The 23,942-nt window shown below is 69.3% G+C and carries 21 protein-coding genes; 14 read left to right on the plus strand and 7 right to left on the minus strand.

Annotation, left to right across the window (positions count from 1 at the left end; translation table 11 throughout):
• Positions 1-44: 44 nt before the first annotated feature.
• Positions 45-1,349: an ABC transporter substrate-binding protein gene (locus tag SAM23877_RS01320; RefSeq protein WP_053126055.1), complete on the minus strand. Its 1,305-nt coding sequence runs from the start codon at positions 1,347-1,349 to the stop codon at positions 45-47.
• Between the two features lie 140 nt (positions 1,350-1,489).
• Positions 1,490-2,524, minus strand: coding sequence for a LacI family DNA-binding transcriptional regulator (locus SAM23877_RS01325; protein ID WP_053126057.1), 1,035 nt, complete (start codon positions 2,522-2,524; stop codon positions 1,490-1,492).
• 269 nt (positions 2,525-2,793) lie between these two features.
• Here SAM23877_RS01325 and SAM23877_RS01330 point away from each other — a divergent pair, with 269 nt between their 5' ends.
• From SAM23877_RS01330 to SAM23877_RS01360, 8 genes are all read left to right on the plus strand, one after another.
• The gene (locus tag SAM23877_RS01330; protein WP_159041963.1) at positions 2,794-5,727 is read left to right on the plus strand and encodes a glycoside hydrolase family 32 protein; all 2,934 of its coding nucleotides are present in this window, start codon (positions 2,794-2,796) and stop codon (positions 5,725-5,727) included.
• A 203-nt stretch (positions 5,728-5,930) separates the two neighbouring features.
• Positions 5,931-8,720, plus strand: a complete 2,790-nt coding sequence (locus SAM23877_RS01335) for a GH32 C-terminal domain-containing protein (RefSeq protein ID WP_159041964.1) — start codon at positions 5,931-5,933, stop codon at positions 8,718-8,720.
• A 631-nt stretch (positions 8,721-9,351) separates the two neighbouring features.
• Positions 9,352-9,615 (plus strand): hypothetical protein, encoded by a 264-nt coding sequence (locus tag SAM23877_RS01340; RefSeq protein ID WP_053126060.1) that lies wholly within the window; start codon positions 9,352-9,354, stop codon positions 9,613-9,615.
• A gap of 439 nt (positions 9,616-10,054) precedes the next feature.
• Entirely contained in the window at positions 10,055-10,540 is a 486-nt protein-coding gene (locus SAM23877_RS01345; RefSeq protein ID WP_053126062.1) for an excalibur calcium-binding domain-containing protein, read from the plus strand.
• Between the two features lie 308 nt (positions 10,541-10,848).
• Positions 10,849-11,625 carry a PASTA domain-containing protein gene (locus SAM23877_RS01350; protein ID WP_053126064.1) on the plus strand — a complete coding sequence of 259 codons (777 nt, stop codon included), beginning with the start codon at positions 10,849-10,851 and terminating at the stop codon, positions 11,623-11,625.
• A 119-nt stretch (positions 11,626-11,744) separates the two neighbouring features.
• Positions 11,745-11,867 (plus strand): hypothetical protein, encoded by a 123-nt coding sequence (locus SAM23877_RS41720; protein WP_280518060.1) that lies wholly within the window; start codon positions 11,745-11,747, stop codon positions 11,865-11,867.
• A 115-nt stretch (positions 11,868-11,982) separates the two neighbouring features.
• Positions 11,983-12,252, plus strand: a complete 270-nt coding sequence (locus SAM23877_RS01355) for a hypothetical protein (RefSeq protein ID WP_053126065.1) — start codon at positions 11,983-11,985, stop codon at positions 12,250-12,252.
• 239 nt (positions 12,253-12,491) lie between these two features.
• Positions 12,492-13,232: a DUF899 family protein gene (locus tag SAM23877_RS01360; RefSeq protein WP_053142022.1), complete on the plus strand. Its 741-nt coding sequence runs from the start codon at positions 12,492-12,494 to the stop codon at positions 13,230-13,232.
• Positions 13,233-13,393: 161 nt separating this feature from the next.
• Here the strand turns inward: SAM23877_RS01360 and SAM23877_RS01365 are convergent, their stop codons facing one another.
• A complete protein-coding gene (locus SAM23877_RS01365) occupies positions 13,394-14,302 on the minus strand; it encodes an NADP-dependent oxidoreductase (RefSeq protein WP_053126067.1) in 909 nt (302 codons plus the stop codon).
• Positions 14,303-14,729: 427 nt separating this feature from the next.
• On the opposite strand from SAM23877_RS01365, the gene SAM23877_RS01370 reads away from it, so the two are divergent.
• Complete coding sequence (locus SAM23877_RS01370) at positions 14,730-15,086, plus strand: MerR family transcriptional regulator (protein WP_053126069.1); 357 nt, start codon at positions 14,730-14,732, stop codon at positions 15,084-15,086.
• An 8-nt stretch (positions 15,087-15,094) separates the two neighbouring features.
• Here the strand turns inward: SAM23877_RS01370 and SAM23877_RS41030 are convergent, their stop codons facing one another.
• Entirely contained in the window at positions 15,095-15,394 is a 300-nt protein-coding gene (locus SAM23877_RS41030) for a transposase (protein ID WP_244902888.1), read from the minus strand.
• 129 nt (positions 15,395-15,523) lie between these two features.
• On the opposite strand from SAM23877_RS41030, the gene SAM23877_RS01375 reads away from it, so the two are divergent.
• The 5 genes from SAM23877_RS01375 (at position 15,524) to SAM23877_RS01395 (ending at position 21,391) form a co-directional block, all read left to right on the plus strand.
• Positions 15,524-16,492 (plus strand): hypothetical protein, encoded by a 969-nt coding sequence (locus tag SAM23877_RS01375; protein WP_244902889.1) that lies wholly within the window; start codon positions 15,524-15,526, stop codon positions 16,490-16,492.
• Positions 16,493-16,641: 149 nt separating this feature from the next.
• A complete protein-coding gene (locus SAM23877_RS01380; RefSeq protein WP_053126073.1) occupies positions 16,642-18,129 on the plus strand; it encodes an NUDIX domain-containing protein in 1,488 nt (495 codons plus the stop codon).
• A gap of 44 nt (positions 18,130-18,173) precedes the next feature.
• Positions 18,174-19,394: a M15 family metallopeptidase gene (locus SAM23877_RS38825; protein WP_244902890.1), complete on the plus strand. Its 1,221-nt coding sequence runs from the start codon at positions 18,174-18,176 to the stop codon at positions 19,392-19,394.
• A 131-nt stretch (positions 19,395-19,525) separates the two neighbouring features.
• Entirely contained in the window at positions 19,526-20,428 is a 903-nt protein-coding gene (locus SAM23877_RS01390) for an NUDIX domain-containing protein (RefSeq protein ID WP_244902891.1), read from the plus strand.
• Between the two features lie 318 nt (positions 20,429-20,746).
• Entirely contained in the window at positions 20,747-21,391 is a 645-nt protein-coding gene (locus SAM23877_RS01395) for a LysE family translocator (protein WP_053126077.1), read from the plus strand.
• 322 nt (positions 21,392-21,713) lie between these two features.
• Here SAM23877_RS01395 and SAM23877_RS39585 read toward each other — a convergent pair whose 3' ends face one another.
• The 3 genes from SAM23877_RS39585 to SAM23877_RS01405 form a co-directional block, all read right to left on the minus strand.
• Positions 21,714-21,851: a hypothetical protein gene (locus tag SAM23877_RS39585; RefSeq protein ID WP_159041965.1), complete on the minus strand. Its 138-nt coding sequence runs from the start codon at positions 21,849-21,851 to the stop codon at positions 21,714-21,716.
• Between the two features lie 579 nt (positions 21,852-22,430).
• Positions 22,431-22,655, minus strand: coding sequence for a hypothetical protein (locus SAM23877_RS01400; RefSeq protein WP_159041966.1), 225 nt, complete (start codon positions 22,653-22,655; stop codon positions 22,431-22,433).
• Positions 22,656-22,920: 265 nt separating this feature from the next.
• Positions 22,921-23,838: an NAD(P)-dependent oxidoreductase gene (locus SAM23877_RS01405; RefSeq protein WP_053126081.1), complete on the minus strand. Its 918-nt coding sequence runs from the start codon at positions 23,836-23,838 to the stop codon at positions 22,921-22,923.
• Positions 23,839-23,942 lie beyond the last annotated feature (104 nt).

Here is a 23,942-nt window from a genome sequence, read left to right on the forward strand (position 1 = left end):
CGGTTCGGACGGCGTGGTCGGGGACCGAACCGGACCGGGGCGGGTCAGCCTGCGTAGTTGTTGTTCGTCTTCAGGTTGTTGTCGATGTTCTTCGCGGCCTGGCCGAGAGCGTCCTCGGGGTCGGCGCCGGCCAGGATGTCCTGGGCGGCCTTCTGGAACTCGGTGGAGATGTACGGGTAGGCCGGGGTGACCGGACGCACCGTGGCGTACTCGCGTGCGAACTGGACGAGTTCCTCGAACATGCCGCCCGGCTGGTAGTCCGCGATCTGCTGAGCGGCGGCGTCCGTGGCGGGGATGGTGCTGGTGGCCTGGGCGTAGTCGACGAAGTACTTGGTCTGGCGGGAGAACTTCAGCCACTCCTGGGCGCCGTCCTTGTTGGAGCAGGTGGAGCTCATGGCCCACTGCCAGGAGGAGCCGCCGATCTTGGGTCCGTTGCCGAAGTCGACCGGCGGGATGATCGCCAGGTCGTCGCCGAGCTTGCCGGCGTTCTTGGCCGCGTTCCAGCTGCCGTCCCACTGGATGGCGCTCTTGCCGGCCAGGAAGTCCTTGTTGGGGTCGGCTCCGGACTTCTTCGCCATGTAGCCCTTGGTCACCAGCGAGCGGAACCAGTTGCCCCACTCGACGGACTCCTTGCCGTCGAGGATGCCGGAGGCGGCCTTGTAGCCGTTGCGGTCGATGAGGTCGCCGCCGAAGCTCTGCAGCTGCGGGGAGTAGGCGTACGGCCACCACTCGCCGCTGCCGCCGGTGCCCATCTCCAGCGGGTAGTCGAACTCGCCGCTCTTCTTCAGCTCGGCCAGCGCGGTGTCGAACTCACTCCTGGTCCAGGGCTTGTCCATGGTGGGGATGCGGATGCCGTGCTCGTCCAGGACGGACTTGCGGGCGAAGAAGGCCAGGGAGACGTCGTAGAAGCCGAAGGAGTAGAGCTGGTCCTTGTACGTGCCGACGGTGCTGGCGAGCTGGTCCTCCACCGGCACCTCGCTGCCGGTGACGTCGATGGGGGCGAGGTAGCCGCCCCAGGCCCAGTTCGCCACGTTGGGGCCGTCCACGTCGAGCAGGCAGGGCAGCTTGCGGGCCGAGGCGGCGGCCACGACGGAGTTGTTGTAGTCGGCCTGCGGGAACGACTGGAGCTCGACCGTGTACGTGTCCTGGGATTCGTTGAAGTCCTTGATGATCTTCTTCACGACGTCGAGTTCGGCCGAGTTGCCGGCGTTGTGCGTCCACAGGGTCAGCGTGTCGCCGCTGGCCCCGGACGAGCTCCCGCCGGTGCCGGACGCGCACCCGGCGACGAGCGCGGTCGCCGCCGCGGCAGCTACACTCGCCAGCGCGAGGCGCCTTTTTCTGAACACCACGAGGTTCCTCCATCTCACGGAGGCGGATCTTGCAGGACCCGCCCTAGGCGACCGGTTGCGACGGTCGCTGTTCTTGGTGGCCGTCCCGCCGCCCGCTCCTGGAGTGGGCGGCGGGACGGCGGTCTTTTCGGGTGCCGGTGTCACTCCCCGCCGGGAACACCCAGGGAGGCCCGCTCCCTCAGCGGCATGGGCACACGGTGGACGACCGATTCGAGCGGTCCGCCGCGGAGGATCAGCTCCACGGCGAGGCGGCCGAGCTGGTGGTGCGGCAGCTTCAGCGTGGTGAGGGCCGGGCGCAGCACGGACGCGATGTCCTGGTCGTCGAAGGAGATCACCGACACGTCGCCGGGCACCGAGAGCCCCGCCTCACCGAGCGCCTGGTAGGCGCCGAAGGACACCCGGTCGGCCAGGCACACCAGTGCCCGGGGGCGGGTCCCGGCCGTCAGCAGGGCGGACACCTCCCGGTAGCCGTCCAGCGTGTCCCAGTCGCACTCGATGACGCCGTCCAGATGCGCGCCGCCCTCGCGCAGCACTTCCTCCAGGCCGCGCATGCGCTCGTTGCCGGCGATGATCCCCTCGGGCGTGGCCGGGACCGCCTGGTGGCCGCCGATCGCCCAGATGCCCTGGGTGTGACCGGCCGCGAGCAGGGCGCGGGCCGCGTCCCGGCCGGCCTCCAGCTCGTCCGGGACGACCGAGGGGGCGTCGAAACCCGGGGCCAGACAGTTCAGCAGCACCACACGGCGTCCGAACAGCTCCTTGGGGGGCGTGACGTACCGGGTGAACATGGTCGCGTAGATCACCGCGTCGACCTGGCGGTCCAACAGCGCGTGGACCAGGGACGATTCGGCGGCACGGTCGCCGTCGGCCTCCGTGATGAACAGCAGGTGGTCCTGCTCGCGGGCGGCCTCCATGGCACCGCGGATCACGTCGCCGGCGAACGGCGTGGTGGTGATCCGGTCCGACACGAGCCCGATGGTCTGCGTGGACTTCGTCCGGAGGCTGCGCGCGGTGACGTTGGGGCGGTAGCCCAGTTGTCTGGCCGCTTCCAGGACCCGTTGCCGGGAGGCGTCGGAGATGCGCATGTCGGTGCGGCCGGACAGGGCGAACGACGCGGTCGTCGGCGACACGCCCGCCTCGCGGGCGACGTCGGCCATGGTCACGCGGCGTTCGGACATCAGTAGATCAGCTCCGCTCGGCTAAATCGGATTAGCAGGACGCGATGAGAGTGCTCCACCTGTCATGCGCTGTCAACACCTCGGACATCTCGCCTACGTAACAGTGGCCTTCTGTGGTGATTCACCCGCTGTTGGGCAACGCGAAGTTGAGATCCGTGTGCGTTAGCTCTTGCTTTAGCGGAGACGGCACGCGAACCATGCCGACCCATCACCTAAATCGAATTGGCAGTCCGTCAGGTCGCTGTCCGTCACCCAGCCCAGGAGGCAGCATGAGGAGAAGAACCGCGCTCGCCGTCGTGTCCGCCGCCGTCGGCGGCGCCGTCGTACCGCTCTCGTTCGCACCCGTTTCCGCCGCCGCCGGCGGTCGGTCCGGCCCGCAGGAGCCCACCGCCCGCTGGGACTTCGACGAACGGTCCGGCGCGGTCGCCCGCGAGGCGGTCTCCGGATCGGCCACCCCGGTGGAGCACGTCTTCGACGACGCCCGGTACAAGCCCGACAGCGACCCCGTACGCCGCCGTGGCGTGCGCGGCCGGGCCCTGTACTTCGACGGCTACTCCACCTGCGTCACCGCCGAAGGGCCGGGCAGGCTCGACCTCGCCGGCGGCGTGACCGTCGACGTGTGGATCGCCCCCTACGCCTACGAGCACGGCATCGACGGCAAGCCCCAGGCCCTGGTCAACCAGCACGACCCGGGCACCAGGACCGGCTTCCTGCTCGGCCTGCGCCGCTTCGGACAGGTCGTCTTCCAGCTGGGCTTCGGAACCGAGCTGATCGAGGTCAAGGGCGCCCCGGACCGACCGGCCGCCAAAGGCCGGTGGAGCCATGTCGCGGCCACCTACGACCCGGCCGGCCGCCGGCTGCGCCTCTACCTCGACGGCCGCCTGATCGGCACCGCCACCACACCCGACAAGGACCCCGAAGCGGCGCCCGGTGAACCGCTCCTCATCGGGAAGCACAATCGTCCGACCCTGCTCAACGGCGAGTTCCACGCCAACATGTACATGGGCCTCATGGACAGCCTGGCGATCCGCCCGGGCACCCTGGACGACGCGACGGCGCGGCGCGAGCACGCCGAGAGGCTCGCCGCGCTGCCCGGTCACCGCGTGCCCCGCCCGGACCTGGCCCCCCACCGGACGCGTTTCGACGGCGACCGGCACCGCCCCCAGTTCCACATGCTGCCGCCCTGGCACTGGATGAACGAGCCGCACGCGCCCGTGTACTTCAAGGGCAAGTACCACATCTTCTACCAGCACGACCCGCTCGGACCCTTCTGGGGCCAGATCCACTGGGGGCACGCCGTCAGCACCGACATGGTGCACTGGCGCGACCTCCCCCTCGCCCTCGCCCCCACCGCGGACTCGGCCGGCCCGGACGGCATCTGGTCGGGGTCCGCCTGCGTCGACGGCGACCGCGGACCGGTTCTCTTCTTCACAGGCGGCGACGACCGCCTCCCCCACCGCCAGCGCACCGGCCTCGCCGTGTCCACCTACCAGGCCGACGGCGACACCGACCTGCCCACCTGGACGATGCGCTCCCAGCCGGTCACCGAAGCCCCGGCCGGTCTCCCGGCCGGCCCGGGAACCGCATGGGCGGAGAACTTCCGCGACCCGTTCGTCTGGGAGGAGGACGGCGTCTGGTACCAGCTCGTCGGCAGCGGCATCGTCGACTACGACGGCGCGCAGGTCACCCGCAAGCACGGCGGAACCGCGCTCCTCTACACCGCCCGCCGCCCCGAGGGGCCCTGGACGTACCGGGGGCCGCTGCACCGGAACGACCTCGGCACGCTACCCGAGCCCGGTGAGGTGTGGGAGCTGCCGGTACTCCTCCCGCTCCCCGGCCCCCGCGGTCGCCGCACCGGCAAGCACATCCTGCTGATCTGTCCGTGGTGGGAGGCGTTCAACCCGAACGCCGTCAAGCACACGTACTACTGGATCGGCACCTTCGACAAGCGCGAGCACCGCTTCGTGCCGGACCACGACGAGCCCCGCGAGTTCGACTTCGGCGAGCACTTCACCGGCCCGTCCGGCTTCGTCACTCCCGACGGCCGCTCCGTGGTCTTCAGCATCACCCAGGACCGCCGCACCGAGCAGCAGCACGCCCAGTCCGGCTGGGCGCACAACGCCGGCATGCCCGTCTCCCTCTCCCTGCGCCAGGACGGCACCCTCGGGGTCGAGCCGATCGCGGAGGCCGCCGGTCTGCGGGGCCGGCGACTCGCCCGCATCCGGCAGTCCTCGGTGGCGGAAGCGAACCGGCGGCTCGCCGGAGTCTCCGGCGACCTGCTCGACATCAGCGCCGTCATCGAACCGCGCGGCGCGCGCACGATCACCCTGGCAGTACGGGCCTGCGCCGACGGCACCGAACAGACCCTCCTGACGTACGACATGGCCGAGCACCGCTTCCTGATCGACCGAAGCCGCTCCAGCCTCGACCCGGACGTCCGCAAGGGCGTCCACGGAGGCAACGTCGCACTCGACGGCGGACGCCTCACGCTCAGGGTCCTGCTCGACCGCTCGATGCTGGAGGCGTACGTCAACGGCACCAACAGCATCACCAGCCGCGTCTATCCCACCCGTGAGGACGCCACCGGTCTGCGCCTGACCAGCGAGGGCGGATCGGCCCGCGTCGTCTCCCTGGACGTCTGGCGCATGAACGGCGCCTACGGCACGCCGGTCGTGCCCGCCGCGTACGACCCGCCGCGCCCGGCGGACGTCGACGCACTGCCCAACCACGACTTCGCCACCGGCGACCTCACCGGATGGACCGTCGTCGCCGGCACGACCTTCAGCGACGCCAACGTCACCACCCGCACCGACTGGGGCTGGGGAGGCCCCTTCCACCAGGCCGAGACCGAAGACGACCCGACCGGTCACCACCTGTGGGGCTTCAACCCCTCCGCAGGCGGCGACGGCGCCACCGGAGTCCTGCGCTCCACCCCCGTGGTCCTCGGCGGAGACGGTGTGATCGATCTGCTCGTGTCCGGCGGCAATGACCCCGACCGGCTCTACGCGGCCGCCGTCCGCGCCGACGACGGCAAGGTACTGGCCAGGGCCACCGGCCGCGGCACCGAGCAGTACCGCCGCGTCGCCTTCGACCTCTCCGCCCACATCGGCGACCGGATCTACATCGAGATCGTCGACCGGGCCGACGGCGGCTGGGGCCACATCAACGTCGCCGACGTCAACGTCCCCGTCCGGCGCTCCTGACACCCCCGGCCCCGCCCCACGTACGCGTCGACCCTGGACCGTGCCGCGCCAAGGGCTGACGTCCTGCTCCGCCCGATCAACCCAACCCCACACCGACGGAGGTTCCCATGCGAACCCGTGCACCATCGAGAGCCGCGACCGGACACGGTCTGGTGCGTCTGCTGCTCGCACTCGCGATATGCCTGGGCCTGACATCACCCCTGATGACGCAGACCGCCGACGCGGCCGGGACCAGCCTGTCCAACCCCGACTTCGAGTCCGGCGACCTCAGCGGCTGGACCACCACCGGAACCGCCTTCACCGGAGCGGTCACCGACGACCCGGGCTGGGGCTGGGGCTGCTGCTTCAACCAGCAGGGCTCCTACCACCTGTGGGGATTCGCCGCGGGCGGTGACGCCGCCACCGGGACGCTGACGTCCGAGCCGTTCACCCTGACCGGCACCGGCATGGTCAGCGCCCTGGTCTCCGGCGGCCGCAACGAGAACGACCTCTACGCGGCCCTGACGACCCTCGACGGAACCGTTCTGCACAAGGCCACCGGGACCGACGACGAGGCGTACCGCCGCGTCACCTGGGACGCCCGCGAACACCTCGGCAAGCAACTGCGCGTCACCGTCGTGGACAAGGCCACCGGCGGCTGGGGCCACATCAACCTCGACGACGTCCGCGTCGGCACCGACCCCGCACCCGATCCCTCCCAGCGGGGACTCGCCGCCCACTGGGACTTCACCGAGGGGAAGGGCACCACGACCAGGGAGAAGGTCAGCCAGGCCGCCGACCCCGTCAGCTACGTCTTCACCGACGCGCAGTACAAGCCCGACAGCGACCCGCTCTGGCGCCCGAAGAACGAAGCCGACGGCGTACTCTCCGGCGCGCTGCTGTTCGACGGCTACTCCACCTGGGTCACCCGCGCCGCGGCGCAGACACAGCTGCCCACGGACGGCCTGACCGTCGAGGCATGGGTCGCACCGCGCGCGTTCGAGTGGGGAGACGACGGCAAACCGTCGGCCGTCGTCAACCAGCAGGACAAGGCGGCCAAGCGCGGCCTCTCCCTCGGGGTCGGCCGACACGGCAGGTGGCAGTTCGGCATCGGCACCGGCGACGCGTGGCACGAGGTGACGGTCCCGAAGCCGGCGGCCCTGGCCGCGGGCAAGTGGGCGCACCTGTCCGCCGTGTTCGCTCCGAGCGAGGGCGCGATCCGGCTCTTCCTGAACGGCGAGCAGGTCGCCGAGGCCGCCGTCCCCACCGGCGCGCGGCTGGCCAAGGCCGACGTTCCCCTGATCATCGGCCGTCACAACCAGCCCGCGATCATCAACGGCACGTTCGCCGTCAACATGTTCAACGGACTCATCGACGAGGTGAAGATCCACAACAGCGCCCTCGCCCCCGCGGCGGTCACGGCCGGCCACCAGAAGGACGTACAGACCTTCGCGGGCGGCACCACCCCCAAGGCCCGGATGGAGATGGACCGCTCCCGGTACGACGGTGACCGCTACCGTCCCGGCTACCACTTCACCGCCCCGAACCACTGGATGAACGAGCCCCACGCCCCCATCCAGTACAAGGGCAAATACCACCTCTTCTACCAGCACAACTCCCACGGCCCCTACTGGCACAACATCGCCTGGGGGCACGCGGTGAGCGAGGACCTGGTCCACTGGCGCGACCTGCCCGTCGCCCTCGCGCCCACCGAGGACACCGTGGCCCCCGACGGGGTCTGGTCCGGCGATGCCGCCTACGACGAGAACGGCGTGCCCGTCCTGCTGTTCACCGCCGGCAATGACTCCCAGCGCCCCAACCAGGCGACCGGCCTCGCCCGCCCCGTCGACCCCGGCGACAGCGACCTGGTCGAGTGGAAGATGCACCCCACCCTCGTCACCAGCCAGACCGCCGACCTGAACGTCGGTGCCGGACGCAAGGTCCGCTTCGGCGACTTCCGCGACCCCTTCGTCTGGAAGGAGGGCGACACCTGGTTCCAGCTGATGGGCTCCGGCGTCCAGACCACCGACGGCAAGGACATCGGCGGCACCGCGCTCCTCTACACCTCCAAGAACCTCACCGACTGGACCTACTCGGGCCCTCTGATGACCGGTGACGTGGCGGCCCACCCCAAGACCGGCCAGGTCTGGGAGCTGCCCACCTTCCTTCCCATCGGAAAGGACGCCCAGGGCCGCGAGCGCCGGGCCCTGCTCATCAACCCGGCCTTCCCCGCCGGCCCCGGCGAGTACAGCAGCAAGTACGTCTACTACTGGGTCGGCACCTGGGACGCCCAGGCCCGCCGCTGGACCCCCGACACCACCGAGCCCCGGCTCATGGACTACGGCGACCACTTCACCGGCCCCAGCGGAACAGTGGACGACAAGGGCCGCTCCCTCGTCTTCAGCATCGCCCAGGACCGTCGCACCGAACGCGCCCACTACGACGCCGGCTGGGCCCACAACGCGGGCCTGCCCATCGAACTGTCCATGCGGCCCGACGGTGACCTCGGATTCCGCCCCGTGGAGGAGGTCTCCCGCCTCCACACCGGCGAACCACTCCTGGACATCAGCACGCCGACCACTCTCGCCGACGCCAACACCCGCCTGGCCGGCATCAAGGGAGACATGCTCCACATCAAGCTCACCCTGGAACGCGGCAGCGCCGACACCTTCGGACTCGACGTGCTCCGCAGCCCCGGGGACGAAGAACGCACCCGCCTCTTCTACGACGCCCCCGCAGGACAGCTGGGCGTCGACCGGACGCGCTCCGGGAACAACTCCAGTGCCGAACCCGGCTTCGGTATCCACAAGGGCCCGCTGGCTCTCTCCCACGGCACCCTGACCCTCGACGTGTTCCTCGACCGCTCGATGGTCGAGGCGTACGCGAACAACCACAAGTCCATCACCACCCGCGCCTACCCCTTCCGCCAGGACTCCCTTGGCCTGCGCCTCTTCGGCGACGGCAGCACCGTCAAGTCCATGACCGTCTGGAAGATGGGCAACATGACCGACTGACCCAGGCGCTCAACCGCACACCTGGACGACAGCCCGGCCCGTAGCCCGGCCGCTGCAGCCCCGAGTCCTGGGCTCGGGGCTGCAGGCGTTCAACTCTTGCGTAGTTTGCGGCTTGAACAGCGCTCTGCTCGGGTCGGCGACCGCGGAGGAGCCGGGAGCGAAGTCCGGGTCCGGGGGCGGAGTCCGGGTCCGGGGGCGGAGTCCGAGTCCGGGGGCGGAGTCCGAGTCCGGGGGCAGCAACCTCCGCAGGCGGCCACGCCCGCCATCCGTGGCAGCCGCGGCGCACCGGGACCGAGGAAGCCTGGCCGGGGTCGCATCCCGGGAAAAAGGGAGACCGCGCGCGCCGCCCGGATGGAGCAGCCCACCCAGTTCGAAGGCTGGCCCGCCCGGCAGTGGTGTCGCGTGCCGCAGCTCTGAGCGGGCCTCGGCGAGCATCGGCCGGATCGGCGGAGTCAAGGACACGACACCCGGTGTACGCCGTGCGGGCCACCGGCGCCCGCCGGACGCGCCCGACTCATGGACCCGTACCCCTACCGACGAGACCATCATTCACATAACAGTACAGAGCAGACGAATACGGGCACGCGTCGAGGGCACTCCGTCCCCGACCCCACAGGAACGGAGCCACCCAATGATCGTCAAGAAGATGCATGACATGGGCGTCAAGAGCGAGCACGCCTACCTGGCCGCCTTCGCCTCCATCGGCCTCACCGTCGTCGCCTGGGCCACCAGCCTCAAAGTCGAACCTGGCGTCAACGTCGACCGCGCCGACCGCTGGGGCCTCTTCGTCGGCGAATGGGCGCCCACCTTCTTCGGACTCGGCCTCGCCCTGTCCCACTATGAGCAGCACGACGGCACCCTCACCGACAGCGGCGTCCACGTTCGCGAGGTCTGACCAGCCGACGAACCGCAGCACCCGCGGCAGCACCCGCACACGGCGGGCGCTGCCGCGTTCGCGTGCCGGACTGTCGGCGCCACCGGCCAGAAAGAACCACCCACTGACCTGGACCGACGTCAAGGGCGCCCCCGTCCCCCGCGCGTCCGCCGTCGCCTACGACAAGACGTCCGCCGACCGACGGAAGGCCGCGAGAGGAGGCCGGCGCGCGGATGTCGGGGTCGCCTAGGTGACTGCCGGTGCCACGAGGCTGACGTGCGAACAGCCGCCTCTGCGCATACGAGGCCGACCAGCCCAGGCGCAACGATGGGAGCGGCGACTCAGGACCGCCGACCTGCTGGCCTCCTCTGTCACGGACCCGCAAATTCTCCCCCGCAGCTTCACATTTCCTCCACACTGCCGCTACCGTCAACGCTTCAACAATCACCTCGGGGGGATCATGGCCAACCCATTCACGCCGTCGGCATCAGGACGACCCGCACCGAAGTGGGCGAAGAAGCGCTACGTCGGGCCCGCCCTCGCCCTAGCCTTCTTCCTCGGGATCGGAGCCGGCACCGGCGACACCCAACCAGACGACGACGCCAAGACCGTCGCCGCCAAGCCCCGACCCACCGTGACCGTCACCGCCACAGAAACCGCCAGCACTGAACCCGAGCCGGCCCCCACCGTGACGGAAACCGTCGAGGTTGAGGTCGAAGTCACCGAGACCGTCACCGCCGCCCCCGCCTACGACAACAGCGGCAGCGGCAGCGGCAGCGGCAGCGGCAGCGGAGGAAGCGACAGCGACGACAGCGGCAGCAGCGTCTACTACGAAAACTGTGCAGCCGCCCGCGCCGCCGGAGCGGCACCCGTTCAAGCGGGCGAGCCCGGCTACGGCCGCCACCTCGACCGCGACGGCGACGGCACCGGCTGCGACTGGGGCTGACAGACAATGGCCCGCCGAGACGGGGGATGCTCGGCGGGCCCGCGGTCAGTTTGGCACGACTCATGACAGGACGGGCGGCCTCGGCGTTCCGTGACCGAGCGGTCGCCATGTTGGCAACCATCTCCGAGTGAAGCTCTTCGGGGTGCCCCGCGACCGCAGTTCTGCCTACGGGGAGGCGCCGTGGTCGACACGGCCTGGGGCTAGACCCTTGCGGGGCGCAGCAATGTCACGGACAGGTGAACTCCGTTCACGGATCGTCCACATGTGGTTTAACGTGTTCCAGCGTTCAACCTTGCTTTGGGGGATCCATGTCGTACAACCAGCCGCCGCCCGCCCAGCCGACGTTCATCGGCCCGCCTGCGGGCCAGCCAGGCGGGAAGCCGAAGTGGGCACGGAAGCGCGTCGCCATTCCGGCCTTCTGTCTGATCTTCTTCGTCGGCGTCGGAATCGGCTCGTCCGGCAGCAACGGCGACCAGGAGAAGACGAGCAGCAGCGCAAAGCCGCAGCCGACCGTCACGGTCACCGAGACCGCCGCAGCCAAGCCGGCCAAGGACGATGCGAAGCCCGCGAAGGACGAGAAGCCGGCGCCCGGCAAGGACGACGAGAAGGCGACGGTGCCGAACTTCGTCGGCATGGGCCTGCAGTCGGCGCAGGACAAGGCGCAGGAGGTCGGCTTCTCCGAACTCACCTCGCATGATGCGCTCGGCCGGGACCGGATGCAGGCCTTCGACCGGAACTGGAAGGTGTGCAGCCAGAGCGTGGAGGCGGGCACGTCCACATCGACGGACACCGACCTGGATTTCGGCGCGGTGAAGCTGGAAGAGGGGTGCCCGGCGAAGGACGAGAAGCCGCCGTCCGCTGAGGGCGGGAAGATGCCGGACTTCACGGGCAAGTCGGTTAAGGCGGCCCGTGGTGCCCTTGACTCTGGAGCGTCGATCACGGTGAACGATGCGTCGGCCGAGGATCGGATGGTGCTGATGGAGTCCAACTGGAAGGTCTGCTCCCAGACACCGGCCGCGGGCACTTCGCTGAACGGTCAGCCGGTGGAGCTTACGGCGGTCAAGTTCGAGGAGTCCTGCCAGTAGGGGTGGGGCTGAGAGAGGGAACCCAGGCGCGTTCGCGCGACTGCGGCGACGGCCGCTCTGCTTCTGGCTTCTCTGACCGCGTGCGGCGGTAGCGGTGACGGCGGCGGAAAGGCTGATCGATGTCGAAGCCGAAGGCCGCGGCGTCGAAAGACGCCGGCGAGCCGAAGGTCGACCGTATGGCCGACGACGTGAGCCAAGCCAGGGGCGCCGGCCACATCGGTCCGCCGGGCAGCCACGACTGACTCCCGCGAGAGCGATGGCGCGGGATGGAGCGCTCAACGGCGCCCGAGGCGCCGAGGCGTCGCGACCGGCCCACCCGGGATGCGGCAGCCCAGGTCAGCGTCGAAGGTGGGTCACATGGCGATCGTCGTGCTGCGCGAGCTGCGCAAGAAGCTTCCCGAGGACCTCGGCCCGGGCGATCCGGTCTCGGAGATCGAGGCAGTACACGCGGGACCAGCCGACCCCGACACTCCCGGCGGCGTGGGCGACCGGACGTTCTGCGGTAAGCCGACCCTGGACATGGAGCGCGTGAACTACCAGGGCACGCAACCGGGCGCATCCTGGTCACCGCCCGATCTGAAACGTTGGGAGTGCTCCGACTGCGCCGAAGCACTCCGTTCGCTGTAGTCCTCCGGGCGTTCGTCGTCCTCCCGTCTAGCGGGCAAGAACACGGGAACGAACCGTCGCCCCGGCGGTGAGCGCATGCCGAGCCCCAGCGAGACTGGAAACGATGGTGGGTGAGCAGCGCGCGTGATGGACCGAACGAGCGAGCCGCCGAAGGGCTACTGCGTGGCGCTTAAATGCACGACGGAGCCCGGTAGCCATGCTGGTTCCCCTGTGCCCTCTTGCAGCCCATGGAGATACTCGTGAACGATCAACCGTCGAGCCCGGCCCTCCCGGCTGTGGTGACCAGAGAGACCTACCAGGAGGCGCGGGACGCTCTGCTCGTACGGGAAAAGGCGCACACGCGTGAAGGAGATGCGATCGCGGCGGCGCGACGGCGGCTTCCCATGGTGGAGGTCGACGCCACCATCGAGGTCATCGGTGCTGACGGGCCGGTCACCATCCTCGACGTCTTCGAAGGCCGCAAGCAGCTCATCGCCTACTTCCACGCCTGGTGGCCCGGAAGACCCGCCGCTGGGCAGTGCGAGGGGTGCACCTTCTTCAACAGTCAGGTTCGCGAGTTGTCCTACCTGCACTCCCGCGATGCCACCTACGCGACGCTCTGCAAGGGCCCGTACCAAGCAAGCGTCCGCTACCGCGACTTTCTGGGCCTGGACATGCCGTGGTACTCGGTGGAGAAGACGGCACCGCAGCTCCTGGAGGGCCGTGACTGGCAGCGTCACCACCTCGTCTGCTACGTCCGCGACGGAAAGCGGGTGTTCGAGACGTACTACACCGGCGGTCGCGGCGTTGAGGTCATGGCACCCACCCACGGACTGCTGGACATGACTGTGTACGGACGCCAGGAGGAATGGGAGGACTCCCCACGCGGCTGGCCCCAGCCGTGGTACTCCGCGGAGAACCCTGAGGAGTGGCGTTCGAACGGACGCCCCATCGCCCAGTGGTCCCGCATCGAAGCCGGCCGCTCCGACGAGCTGGCCTGAGGCGTGTCTCTTTGATCAGTTGATCGGACGCGTCTGTCCGGTTAGTGCACTGAGGCGGTGTGGGGCCGGATCGAGCCGCTGATGCCGGCCACGCTCGCCACGCAGGCTCGCACATTGCGAGTGACCTACCTCTTGGGCCTGTTCAGTACAGATCGGCCTGTTCAGATGCAGATCACGATCTTTCCTCGGGTGCGTCCGCGCTCGGCGTGCGCGTGGGCGTGGGCGATCCGCTCCAGGGGGTAGGTCTGTTCGATACGGGGTGTGTAGCGGCCTTGCCCGCCCAGTTCCGCCGCCTCGGACAGGAGAGCGGAGTCGTTCACCGCGTGGGCCACATGCGTGCCCAGGCGCTGCCCGCCCGCTTGGTCGGCGACCGTCGCGACGCGCTTCGGGTCGCCCGCGATCGCGACGAGTTCGTCCAGGGAGCCGGAGGCCGCGGTGTCGAGCACGATGTCGACGCCGTGCGGAGCGAGGGTGGTGAGGCGCTGTGCGAGGCCGGGGCCGTAGGTGGTGGGAACGGCACCGAGGGAGGTGAGGAACTCGTGGTTTCGCTCGCTGGCTGTCCCGATCACGGTGCCGACACCTTGTGCCACGGCGATCTCGACCGCCGCGCTGCCCACGCCTCCGGCGGCGCCCTCGACGAGGAGGGTGCGCCCCGCGAGGGGGCCGAGCGCGTCGAGCCCACGCATCGCGGTCACGGACGCTAGACCGGCGCCCGCGGCCTGCACGTCATTCCATGTGGCGGGGGTGTGCGCCCAGGCCGAAAGGATGAACAGTTCCGCGGTCGCGCCGGTAAGGCCGCCCAGACCGAAGACCCGGTCACCGATGCTCACCCCCTGCACCCCGTCACCGATCTCGTCGACCACACCGGCGCCGTCGCGCCCGGGAATGTCGGGCAGAGTCAGGGGGAAGATCTGGTGCAGGGCGCCGGAGCGCAGCTTCCAGTCGATGGGATTGACACTGGCCGCCGCGACGCGGACACGGATCTCACCGGGTCCGGGGTGGGGGTCGGGGGCCTGCTCGATCACCAGGTTCTCCGCTCCGCCGTATTCGTGGAACCGTGCTGCGCGCATGAGGGTCTGCCTTACTTCGACGGGCTGGAATGACGTGTTCCTTCGACGCTCGTCACTCTAGAACCTGACGTTGACGTGAGGTGCAAGCCGCAACTGCCGCCCGGCCGGAGGAGGGCAGGCGCGGATGGCTCAGGTCCCCGTGCGGGCGGGGGTGAGCGTGGGGGCCTGCGCCACTGCGAGGGATCACGCCGCCGCCCGTCACAGTCGACACCCATGTGTCCTTGGGCGGGCTCGGCGATCTCGGCACGACGCGAGGGCTGCCGTGCGTACGTGAACCGCGTGAACGCCCTCGGGCCCGCCACCAGATCGCGAACAGTCTCGGCGTCGGCAACGGCTCGATCGGCCCCGGGGCAGCCCCGGGGCCGGTATTGCTAGCCTGAACCTGACGTCAATGTGAGGTACGAGCGGGAAGGGAGCGACCTGCGTCATGCGCATCGGGCAGCTCGCCAGGCGGTCAGGGGTCAGCGTGCGGGCCCTGCGCTACTACGAGGAGCAGCGGCTCCTGGAATCGACGCGGACGCCCGGTGGGCAGCGTGACTATCCCGACGAAGCCCTGGAGCGGGTCCAGCTCATCCAGGACCTCTTCGCGGCCGGCCTCTCCAGCCGTACCGTCGTCGACCTCCTGCCGTGCGTGAGCACCGGCGTCGCGACCCCCGCCATGCTCGACCAGCTCATCACCGAACGCGACCGCATCGCCGCACGCATCCAGGACCTGACCCGGGCCAAGACCAAACTCGGCCGCGTGATCGAGAATGTGACCGCGGCGAACGTGGCGCAGGACTGATCAACCCCTCACGAACGGACGATCAACGCCTCCACGGTATCGGCCGAGCGAAGCTTGCAATCCCGGCATCGAGGGGCGAGAACACTGCACAGCCCTCGCTCCTGGAGACCGTCCCGGAAGGGGGTGCTGACGCCGTAGCCGGCGCCAGCGACCACGACCGGCGCCTTCAACTGCCAGGCGGCCAGTGGGTCGAGCAGGCCGAGCGCGATGCGCCACTTCTTGGACCGGCCACGAGGCGCAGGTGTGGCGCATGGAGTGCGGCGGGTAGTGCGGGGCGAGATTCCCCAAGGAGCGTACGCAGAGCGCACATTCGCCGGATGACGCGCGACGGAGTCATAGGCGGTTCCGGCCAGGGAAGGGCTGGAAACCGTCGCGTCACCCTGGGCCTCGGTGGGGAGGTATGGGCGGTCGCATGCTCCGAGTAATCAGGGGGTTACGTGGGGTGGAAAGAAGCGTTCGGCGACGCCATGAAGGAACTGGAGGCGATACGGCAGCAACTCGCTCGTCTCGATGACCCGACGGTCGGGCTGACAGCGCTGCACGGTGACCTCACACAGAGCCGCCTGAAGATCCTGGAACAGCTCCAGGCGGGCGTCACTGGATTGCGCGAGGAGAACCGAGAGGTCCGTCGCCGCCAGGACCGGATGATCAGTGACCTGAACGAGACGCGGGGTGAGCTCCGGCAGCTCCTTGACCTTGTGGACGTCCTGCGTCCCTTCGCGCCGCCGGAGGGCACAGTTGACAGGTCCGGAGGCGACAGGCAGACCCCTTCCGAGGAGACTGTGCAGCCCCCGGAACCCGAGGCCGGCTACGGCTCGGTCGCCGGCGCCGGCGCCGAAGATCAACTGCCCGTTTCGACCTACGCCGACTCCCAGGGGGAAACCATGGACAACGCCGGGCACCGGCCGCAGCCCGGGACCAGCGAGGACCAGGACCTCACGCTCAAAGACGCCATCGCGGCCTCCTACCAGGGCACCGGCTCCTCCGCCGGCCAGCGGTTTGCGGTCACACCGCAGGCCTCCGCCGGCGCGGAGGATCCGCGCGTCGCCCATGGCGTCCTGTTGCTCAAGGCCGCCGGCGTGGCCTCCGCCGAACTGATCGCGCACCGCGACACATGGGAGTGGCTCGCAGCCCTGGCCGTCGACCACAGCCACTTCCGTACCCCACCCTCGGTCGAGGACATCAAGGAAGGCCGCGTCCAGACCGTCCTGTCCGGACGCTCCCTCATCGCCCTGCTCATCGAGCTGTGGAACACCCGCTCCACCGCCACCCCGTTGCAAGGCGACTGGGCACTGGCCATGACCACCTACAACCGCATCGCGGCCCAACTCACCGGCGTCACGGGGCAAGGCGAGACCGCCCGCATCGTCCTGGACGACGGTCTCCCCCACGAGGCCGGCGACTGACCAACGTCTCACCGCGAACCAGGAGGGCCGCCCGGAGCGATCCGGGTAGCCGTCCTGGTTCCCGAGCTGAAAGCACAAGGGCCGCACGGCTGACCCGCAGAACTACCCCACGTCGCCTCGTCCCGCTCTACGCTCCTTTGAGGTGTCGCATGTCGTTATCGCTTGATCACATCCTGACCACCGTCGAGACGTACCTCGCTCGTCACCCCCACGAGCGCGAACACCTCGGCGCCCTCTTGGGCGCCCTCGAACGTCCGACCCACATCGCCAGCCGCTCCACCTTCATCGGACACATCACCTGCGGCGCGGTCGTCATCGACTCTCTCGGACGTGTCCTGCACGTGCTGCACCTGACGAGCGGGAAGGTTCTCGCCCCCGGCGGACACGCCGAGCCCTCTGATGAGTCCTTGGCAGGAACGGCGCTGCGGAGGCTGCACGAGGAGACCGGGATCCCGCTGCAGGCCGTGGCACCGTGGCCCGGCTATGAGACGGTGCCGTTCGACATCGACATCCACGACATCGACGCCCACCCGGGTAGAGCCGAACCCGGCCATCAGCACTTCGACCTCCGGTTCCTCTTCCGCCTGCACACCGCAGCCGAGCCGCCGGTGGTGCTACAGGAAGAAGAGGTCGGCGGCATCGAGTGGCGGCCCGTGGACAGGGTGGTCTCCCCCTCCCTGCGCGACAAGCTGCTCAAGCTCCCGCCGCCCAAGACCGATCCGGAGAGGGCCAACGCCTCCGCATTGATCTACAACGACCATGGCGAGTACCTGCTCCACCTGCGCGACTACTTCCCCGGCCGGATCTGGGAACCGGGCATGTGGTCTCTGCTGGGCGGCGGCCGAGAGCCCCAGGACGCCACCCTGGAGCACACCCTCCGGCGCGAACTGGCCGAGGAAGCCGGCCTCGCCATCGCCGACCTGGCCCCGTTCGGCACCGAGTACGCCCGCGACGACGCCGGCGCGAGCGTGCCCATCACCATCTACGCCGGCCGCTGGAACGGCGATCCTCGCGAACTCCGGCTGACGGAAGGGGTGATGCTGTCATGGTTCGCGCCTGACGACCTCCACCGACTGCGCATCGCGCCCACCACCACTGACCTCGTACGGCGCCACGCCGCCGGCCTCCCCGCCAGGACCGCGCCGCAGAGCGCGCTCGCACCGCAGAAGTTACATCGCCCAGCTCCGCCGCACGGCACGGTCCTCAACGTCATCGGCGTCCACCTCCATCTGGAACGGCCCGACGGGACGGTACTGCTCGGGCTGCGTCACCCCGACTCGGCGTTCGCGCCGTCCACCTGGCACGTCCTGGCCGGCCACTGCGAGCAGGAGAACGCCATCGCCTGCCTGCTCAGGGAGGCACGAGAGGAAGCCGGCTTGCACATCGAGCGCCAGGACGTCGAACTCGTCCACGTCATCCACCACGTCGACAAGGCCGGGGACCGGCCCCGCATAGGCCTGTTCTTCCGCGCTCGGACCTGGAGCGGAGAGCCGGAACTGCGCGAACCGGACAAGTGCACCCAGTGGAGGTTCTGGGACCCTGCCGCGTTGCCCGACAACCTCGTTTCCCACACCCGTCAAGCCATCGCAAAGATCCAGAACGGGGACCTGTACAGCGAGTCGGGCTGGCCCGCATGACTGGCACTCCGAGCGGCGCCCACCGTCGCGTTTCCACAGCGACTGTGGTCGGCCGTGAGGACACCCGTCTGGTGGTGATCCGCGGCAACTCGGCGTCAGGCAAGTCAAGCGTGGCCCAGGGCCTGCGAGATCACTACGGCCGCGGTATCGCGATCGTGGGTCAGGACGTGATCCGCCGGAACGTGCTCAGGGAACACGACACCGCGCGTGGCGCCAACATCGCCCTACTGGGCAGCATCGCACGCGAAGCACTGAGCGCCGGCTTTCACGTGGTGCTCGAAGGGATTCTGTACGCCGACCGCTACGGCGACATGATCAGGTCTCTGGTACGGAACCACCGCGGCGCCTCCTACTGCTACTACCTGGACGTACCGCTGGAAACGACATTGGTCCGGCACGCGTCAAAAGACGATGCCGCATACCTGGCGCACGTCACCGACAGCCACCTTGCCTCCTGGTACCGCGAGCTGGATCTGCTACCCGACGGTCTGGAAACCGTAATCCCGGCCGACAGCACGCTGCGGGACACCATCGCGCGAATCCTGGGCGAAACCGACCTGGCCTCCCCCTCCCCCACCCCGCCGCCGCTGTGCAAGCCGTCGCAGGGAGAATCGATGAACCCGCTGGTGTTGATGTCCGATCCGCGGGTCGCCGCGATCCCGGTGCGTGAGTGCGGGGAGCCGCTCGTCGATGTGCGTGACCACAGCTTCCGCGTCGATCCCCGCAAACGGGATCCGCTGGGCGCGTTCGCCCACGTCCGCGAGGGCGTCCTCGCCCGGCTGGAGCACGCCCGCTCGCTCCTGCCCGCCGGCACCGACCTGCTGTTCATCGAGGGCTACCGGCCGCTGGCCCTGCAGCAGCGCTACTTCACCGAGTACCGGGACGAACTGGCTGCCGCTCACCCCGACTGGACAGCTGAGCAGCTGCACCAGGCCGCCAGCCGGTACGTGTCGCCGCCGGAGATCGCGCCCCACTCCGCAGGCGCGGCCGTGGACGTCACCCTCGTCGACCAGGACGGCCACGAACTCGACCTCGGCACCCGAGTCAACGCCTCCCCCGAGGAGAGCGACGGCGCCTGCTTCACTCACGCCCCGAACCTCGGCGATCGCGCGCGCCACCACCGCACGCTGCTGCTCAACGCCATGGAGAGCGCAGGTTTCACCAACTATGCGACCGAGTTCTGGCACTTCTCGGCAGCGGACCGGTACGACGCGCTGATGCGGCAGGAGCCGCACGCGCGCTACGGACCGATCGAAGCGCCATGACGCGCCGGCATCCTCGTCCACTTCCTCGCCCCCATGCCGATCCGGAACCACAGGAACGCAGCCAGGGCACACCCCTGACCCTGTTGTGATCCTAAGACTGTGACGGACGGACCCATCGAACGGAGGCACGCGTGCCTGACGACACCAAGCAGGCGACCCCAGCCGTCCCGAGCCCGGCGGCCCAAGACGAGCCGCACGAGCACCACATGCACCTGCTCGGTCGGTACTACCGCCAAGTGGAAGCAGGCCGCAAGACGATCGAAGTGAGGGTGGCCACCCCACAAAGGCGCGCCGTCGCCGTCGGCGACACGGTCGTCTTCCACGACCGGGACACCGGGCGGGAACTCGACGTCATCGTGCAGCGCATCACCCTCTACACCTCCTTCGAGGCCCTGCTCAGCTCGGAGGACACCGCGCGCATCGACCCGGACGGGCCGCCCGGCGAACTGCTATCCAAACTACGAAGCATCTACCCGCCGGCCAAGGAATTCCTCGGCGTCCTCGCCCTCGCGTTCGACCACCGCCCTGCCCGGCCCGGACGCCCCATGCCGATGACGGCCGAGAAGTACGCGCAGACCGTCCCCCACCACACGGTGTACGGCTGCCTGTACATCCTCGACGAGCACGACCGGCCCGTCCAGCTCCGCTCCGTCTACGGCTCGCGACTCTGGCAGTTCCCCGGCGGCAACCTGGACGCCCCCGACGAGGACCCGCTGCTGACCGCCCGGCGTGAGGCGGTCGACGAGACCGGCCTCGAACTCGGCCTGGGAACACCGAGGCTTCTCCTGACGCACTTCATTCACGCCGGGCCACGCCAGCCGCTGAACAAGGTGGGACTCATCTTCGACGGGGGCCGACTGACCGCCGACCAGATCGGCCGGATCCGCCTCGATCCCGCCGAGCACGACATGTGGGCCGTCCACGACCTCGCGACCTGGCAGGAGCTGATGGTGCCGCGCACCTTCGCCCGCCTCGACGCCATCGAACGAGCCCGGCGCGGCGAGGGCCCCGCCTACCTGATCACACACGCCTGACCGCCGGACATCCCCACCCGAGGAGACAACCGTGCCCGCCGAGGACACCGGCGCCCGGGGCTTGGCACATCTGCGGTCAAGGAGTGGGCTGTACGTGCCTGTTCGGCCAGGTGGATTCAGCTCAACTCGCATGTCGCCGGCGCGTTCGGTGGGGCAGGCATGGCCGTGTCGGCCGGTGAAGTCAGGGTGAACGGAGACAGCGAACCACAGGGCCGTAGCATGAGGCAGGCGAGGCAGGCACTGCCGCCGCGTCGCAGTCGTCCGTCACCGCCAGGCGCGCCCACTCCGGGCGCCGGCAAGTGCTCAGGGAGTTGACCAGTGATCAGCCTGGCCGCGATCGGAGGAGTGGCCTTGGTCGAGTTGGGCATGGCCCTGACTCCTGGACCGAACATGATCCACCTGGCCTCCCGCGCGATCACCCAAGGCCGCAGGGCGGGCCTGGTCAGCCTGAGCGGGACCGCCGTGGGATTCGTGTGCTATCTGCTGGCCGCGGCCGCCGGCCTGTCCGCATTGTTCGCCGCCGTGCCGCTGGCGTTCACGGTGGTCAAGCTCGCCGGGGCCGCCTACCTGGCCTACCTGGCCTGGGACATGCTCAAGCCCGGTGGCCGCTCGCCCTTCGCTCCGGCCCAGGACCTGCCTCCCGTCTCCGACGCCCGCCTGTTCTCGATGGGACTCCTGACCAACCTGCTCAATCCCAAGATCGCTCTCATGTACGCCGCCCTTCTGCCCCAGTTCATGGAACCGCAGGCGGGTCCGGCCTGGGCACAACTGCTGCAGCTCGGTGGTGTGCAGATCATCGTGGGGATCTCTGTGAACGGTCTGATCATGCTGGGCGCAGCCCGGGTGTCGGGGTTTCTGGCGGTCCGCCCCCGCGTGATGGCCGCTCAGCGGTTCACGGCAGGCGGCTTGCTCGGCTTCTTCGCGCTGCGCACAGCCCTGACGCGCACCCCTGCCTCGGCCTGAGCTGGAGCGGTCCACATCGTCCGGGGTGGCGCCAGTCTTGGAGGACCATAACCACACCGGCGGGGCGTCCCGGTCCTTCGGTGGGGCGGGGCGTCGTTGTACGTGGCCAGTTCTCCGTCGCCGAAGGTGCGGCCGATCGACAGGTACCGGGATCCGAGGCGGTCCTGGAGGTGGTTACCCGCCCCTCTGCGGCCGACAGCCTCGGAGGCCAGGGCCTCGTTGCGGATGCAGCAGCCGCCCGCCGGATCGTCGGGCCTCTCACGCGCCCGGCAGGCGTCGGCGTGCAACCCCCACCGCGCTGACCGGGGTGCGGTTGCAGGCATCACCGGGTGGACGGATTCGTGGTCAGCGGCGTCCAGAGGTACGCGTTGTGCGCCTCCAGGAGCCGGACGGCGCGGTCTGTGCAGTCGCTCATGAACAGCAGGACCGCCAGGGCGGGAACGGTGGTGGCGAGTGCCACGAGCGGGCTGGGGCGAGCGGCCAGGTCCCTGTCCGGTCGGTCTCCGGCTGTGGGACCATGCCGCCCATGACTGATGTCCGAAGGGGCCGTGCCGCGTAGAAGACCAGCTTCCCTTCGGCCGCGTCAACGCGGCCGGGGACGTCCCTGGGTGCGCTATCGCGATGTCCCGCGACTGTCGGGAGCCGCGAATGCGGCCGTCCGCGTGCTGGAACGGGAACGTTTGAGCCCGGGCATCGTGTCGGTGGCGTTGAGCGTCTGGTCCGTCCACGTCCACGGCACCAAGCGCCGTTGGAGGTGCGAAGAGGCCGAGTTCGCCTGTTCTTGCTGTGGTGAAGGCTGGGCTCGGGACAAGCTGCAAGAAGCTCTGCTCATGCTGCCGGCGAACGCCGCTGCCGAGCTCCGGATACAGGTCGAGCGCCTGGATGAGGTGTTGCTCAGGCGAACGCATCACGAGCCGACGACAGATCCGGAGTTGTCGTGGTGGCATCGCAGATGCTGACTGTGTCCATGCCGGGCGAAGGGAGCCGCTGTAGACAGGTAACGATGCTGGTAGCGACCGGGCTCGGCTCCCTCCGGCGATCACGTGCTTCGTGAGCGTATGGCCACTGCCGCGCCGATCGAGACGATCACGCCCACCCCGGCAACCCATGCGGCCGGTTCCAGGCCCGCCAGCACGCCGAAGACACCGATGAGTACAAGAGCGATCGCGGCGACCAGCGTGATCCACAGGCCTGTCGCGGCCACCGCCCGCCCAGCCTCGTCGCCGTGGCCCAACATGCTTCCTCGATCTCGGTCTCTGTCCACGTGATCTCCTCCTGTCAGGACCATGAGTCCTGCATTGCACCTGCGGTTATGTTGCTCACGGTGCCAGCCGCGATACGAACGGGAAGCGGCTCATCGCCAGTTCGTCTCCCCGGCGAGATACTTGGCCGCCCTGCGGAGTATGTCCCGCTCGGTCGCTAGCTTGCGCTCACTGGCCTCGAGCTAGGCCACCCGATCCTCGATCTGCCGGATCGGCTCGTCCGAGTAGTCCTTCAGCGCCATCGGCGGTCTTCTCGCCTCCTCCGGATCAAGCAGATCCGGGATCAGCGTGTCCACCGCTCAGGGGGAGGCTCCTTGCGGCGGGCTTCTTCAGGACCTCGATCAAGCTGGTTACGCTGTCGTCGGCGTGGCCGGCTGCTGTGCCTCGCCGGAAGATCTCCAGGACCGCCGTCGGCAACGAGGTGTCGACCCCCGCATCCCTGGCGGTCCGAAGGACATGGTCGACGCTCGCCACACCCATGGCGAGCCTATCGATGTCGCCCGGATACTCACCGGCGTCGATCCGCTGTGTGTAGAAGGCCATGAACTCTGGCATTCCAGACAGCACGGATGACGCGGACGGCAGGATTTCCCCGGCCGGGACGCCGTGCGCATCGGCCAGGGCGAGGGCGTGCAGCCAGCCGAGCACCGTCGTCCAGAACAGGTCCATGCCGACCTGGTAGTACAAAGCCGCCAGCCCTGGGTCCTCGCCGCGGTAGTCCGCTCCGGTGAGCACCTCAAGGGCCTCCTGGTGGGCGTCGAACACCTCCTGGGGCCCGCTGTAGAAGGTGGAGAACCCGGGCTGCCCGATGCCCGGGGGTGAAGCCTGCACGCCTCCGGTGAGGTACCGGGCACCGTGCTCTGACGCCCACCGCGCAGCTCTGCGGGCGCTCTCGGGCGTGTCCGAGCCGAGGTTGACGAGGGTCCGGCCGGACAGCGCCTCGGTGGCCGACTCGAGAACGGCGTACATGGCGTGGTGGTCCGTCAGGCTGAGGATCACCAATTCGCTCGCCGTGAGCGCGTCGTGGACCGTGGCGGCCCGGTGAGCTCCCGCGACCACCAGTTCGTCCGCCTTGCCTGCGGTCCGGTTCCAGACGGTGACCCGGTAGCCCTTGCCGAGGAAGGTGCTCCCCATCGCACGTCCCATGGGCCCGAGCCCGATGACCGTCACCTCGTGTTTGCTCATGACACCCCTTGACATCACATCAACACCCGGACGTCTTCCCGGGTGAGGCTTGTACGTGTCGTTCCCTCACGGAACGACCTGTGCCGACACCGTCGAGCCCGCGT

The sequence above is a fragment of the Streptomyces ambofaciens ATCC 23877 genome (assembly GCF_001267885.1).
Lineage (GTDB): Bacteria > Actinomycetota > Actinomycetes > Streptomycetales > Streptomycetaceae > Streptomyces > Streptomyces ambofaciens.

Coding starts and splice junctions, on each gene's coding strand:
- SAM23877_RS01370 (WP_053126069.1), top strand. CDS start 14,730: ATGCGCATCGGGCAGCTCGCCAGGCGGTCAGGGGTCAGCGTGCGGGCC.
- SAM23877_RS01350 (WP_053126064.1), top strand. CDS start 10,849: ATGTCGTACAACCAGCCGCCGCCCGCCCAGCCGACGTTCATCGGCCCG.
- SAM23877_RS01365 (WP_053126067.1), bottom strand. CDS start 14,302: ATGCGCGCAGCACGGTTCCACGAATACGGCGGAGCGGAGAACCTGGTG.
- SAM23877_RS01405 (WP_053126081.1), bottom strand. CDS start 23,838: ATGAGCAAACACGAGGTGACGGTCATCGGGCTCGGGCCCATGGGACGT.
- SAM23877_RS01345 (WP_053126062.1), top strand. CDS start 10,055: ATGGCCAACCCATTCACGCCGTCGGCATCAGGACGACCCGCACCGAAG.
- SAM23877_RS01355 (WP_053126065.1), top strand. CDS start 11,983: ATGGCGATCGTCGTGCTGCGCGAGCTGCGCAAGAAGCTTCCCGAGGAC.
- SAM23877_RS01325 (WP_053126057.1), bottom strand. CDS start 2,524: ATGTCCGAACGCCGCGTGACCATGGCCGACGTCGCCCGCGAGGCGGGC.
- SAM23877_RS01335 (WP_159041964.1), top strand. CDS start 5,931: ATGACGCAGACCGCCGACGCGGCCGGGACCAGCCTGTCCAACCCCGAC.
- SAM23877_RS01380 (WP_053126073.1), top strand. CDS start 16,642: ATGTCGTTATCGCTTGATCACATCCTGACCACCGTCGAGACGTACCTC.
- SAM23877_RS01340 (WP_053126060.1), top strand. CDS start 9,352: ATGATCGTCAAGAAGATGCATGACATGGGCGTCAAGAGCGAGCACGCC.
- SAM23877_RS41720 (WP_280518060.1), top strand. CDS start 11,745: ATGTCGAAGCCGAAGGCCGCGGCGTCGAAAGACGCCGGCGAGCCGAAG.
- SAM23877_RS01330 (WP_159041963.1), top strand. CDS start 2,794: ATGAGGAGAAGAACCGCGCTCGCCGTCGTGTCCGCCGCCGTCGGCGGC.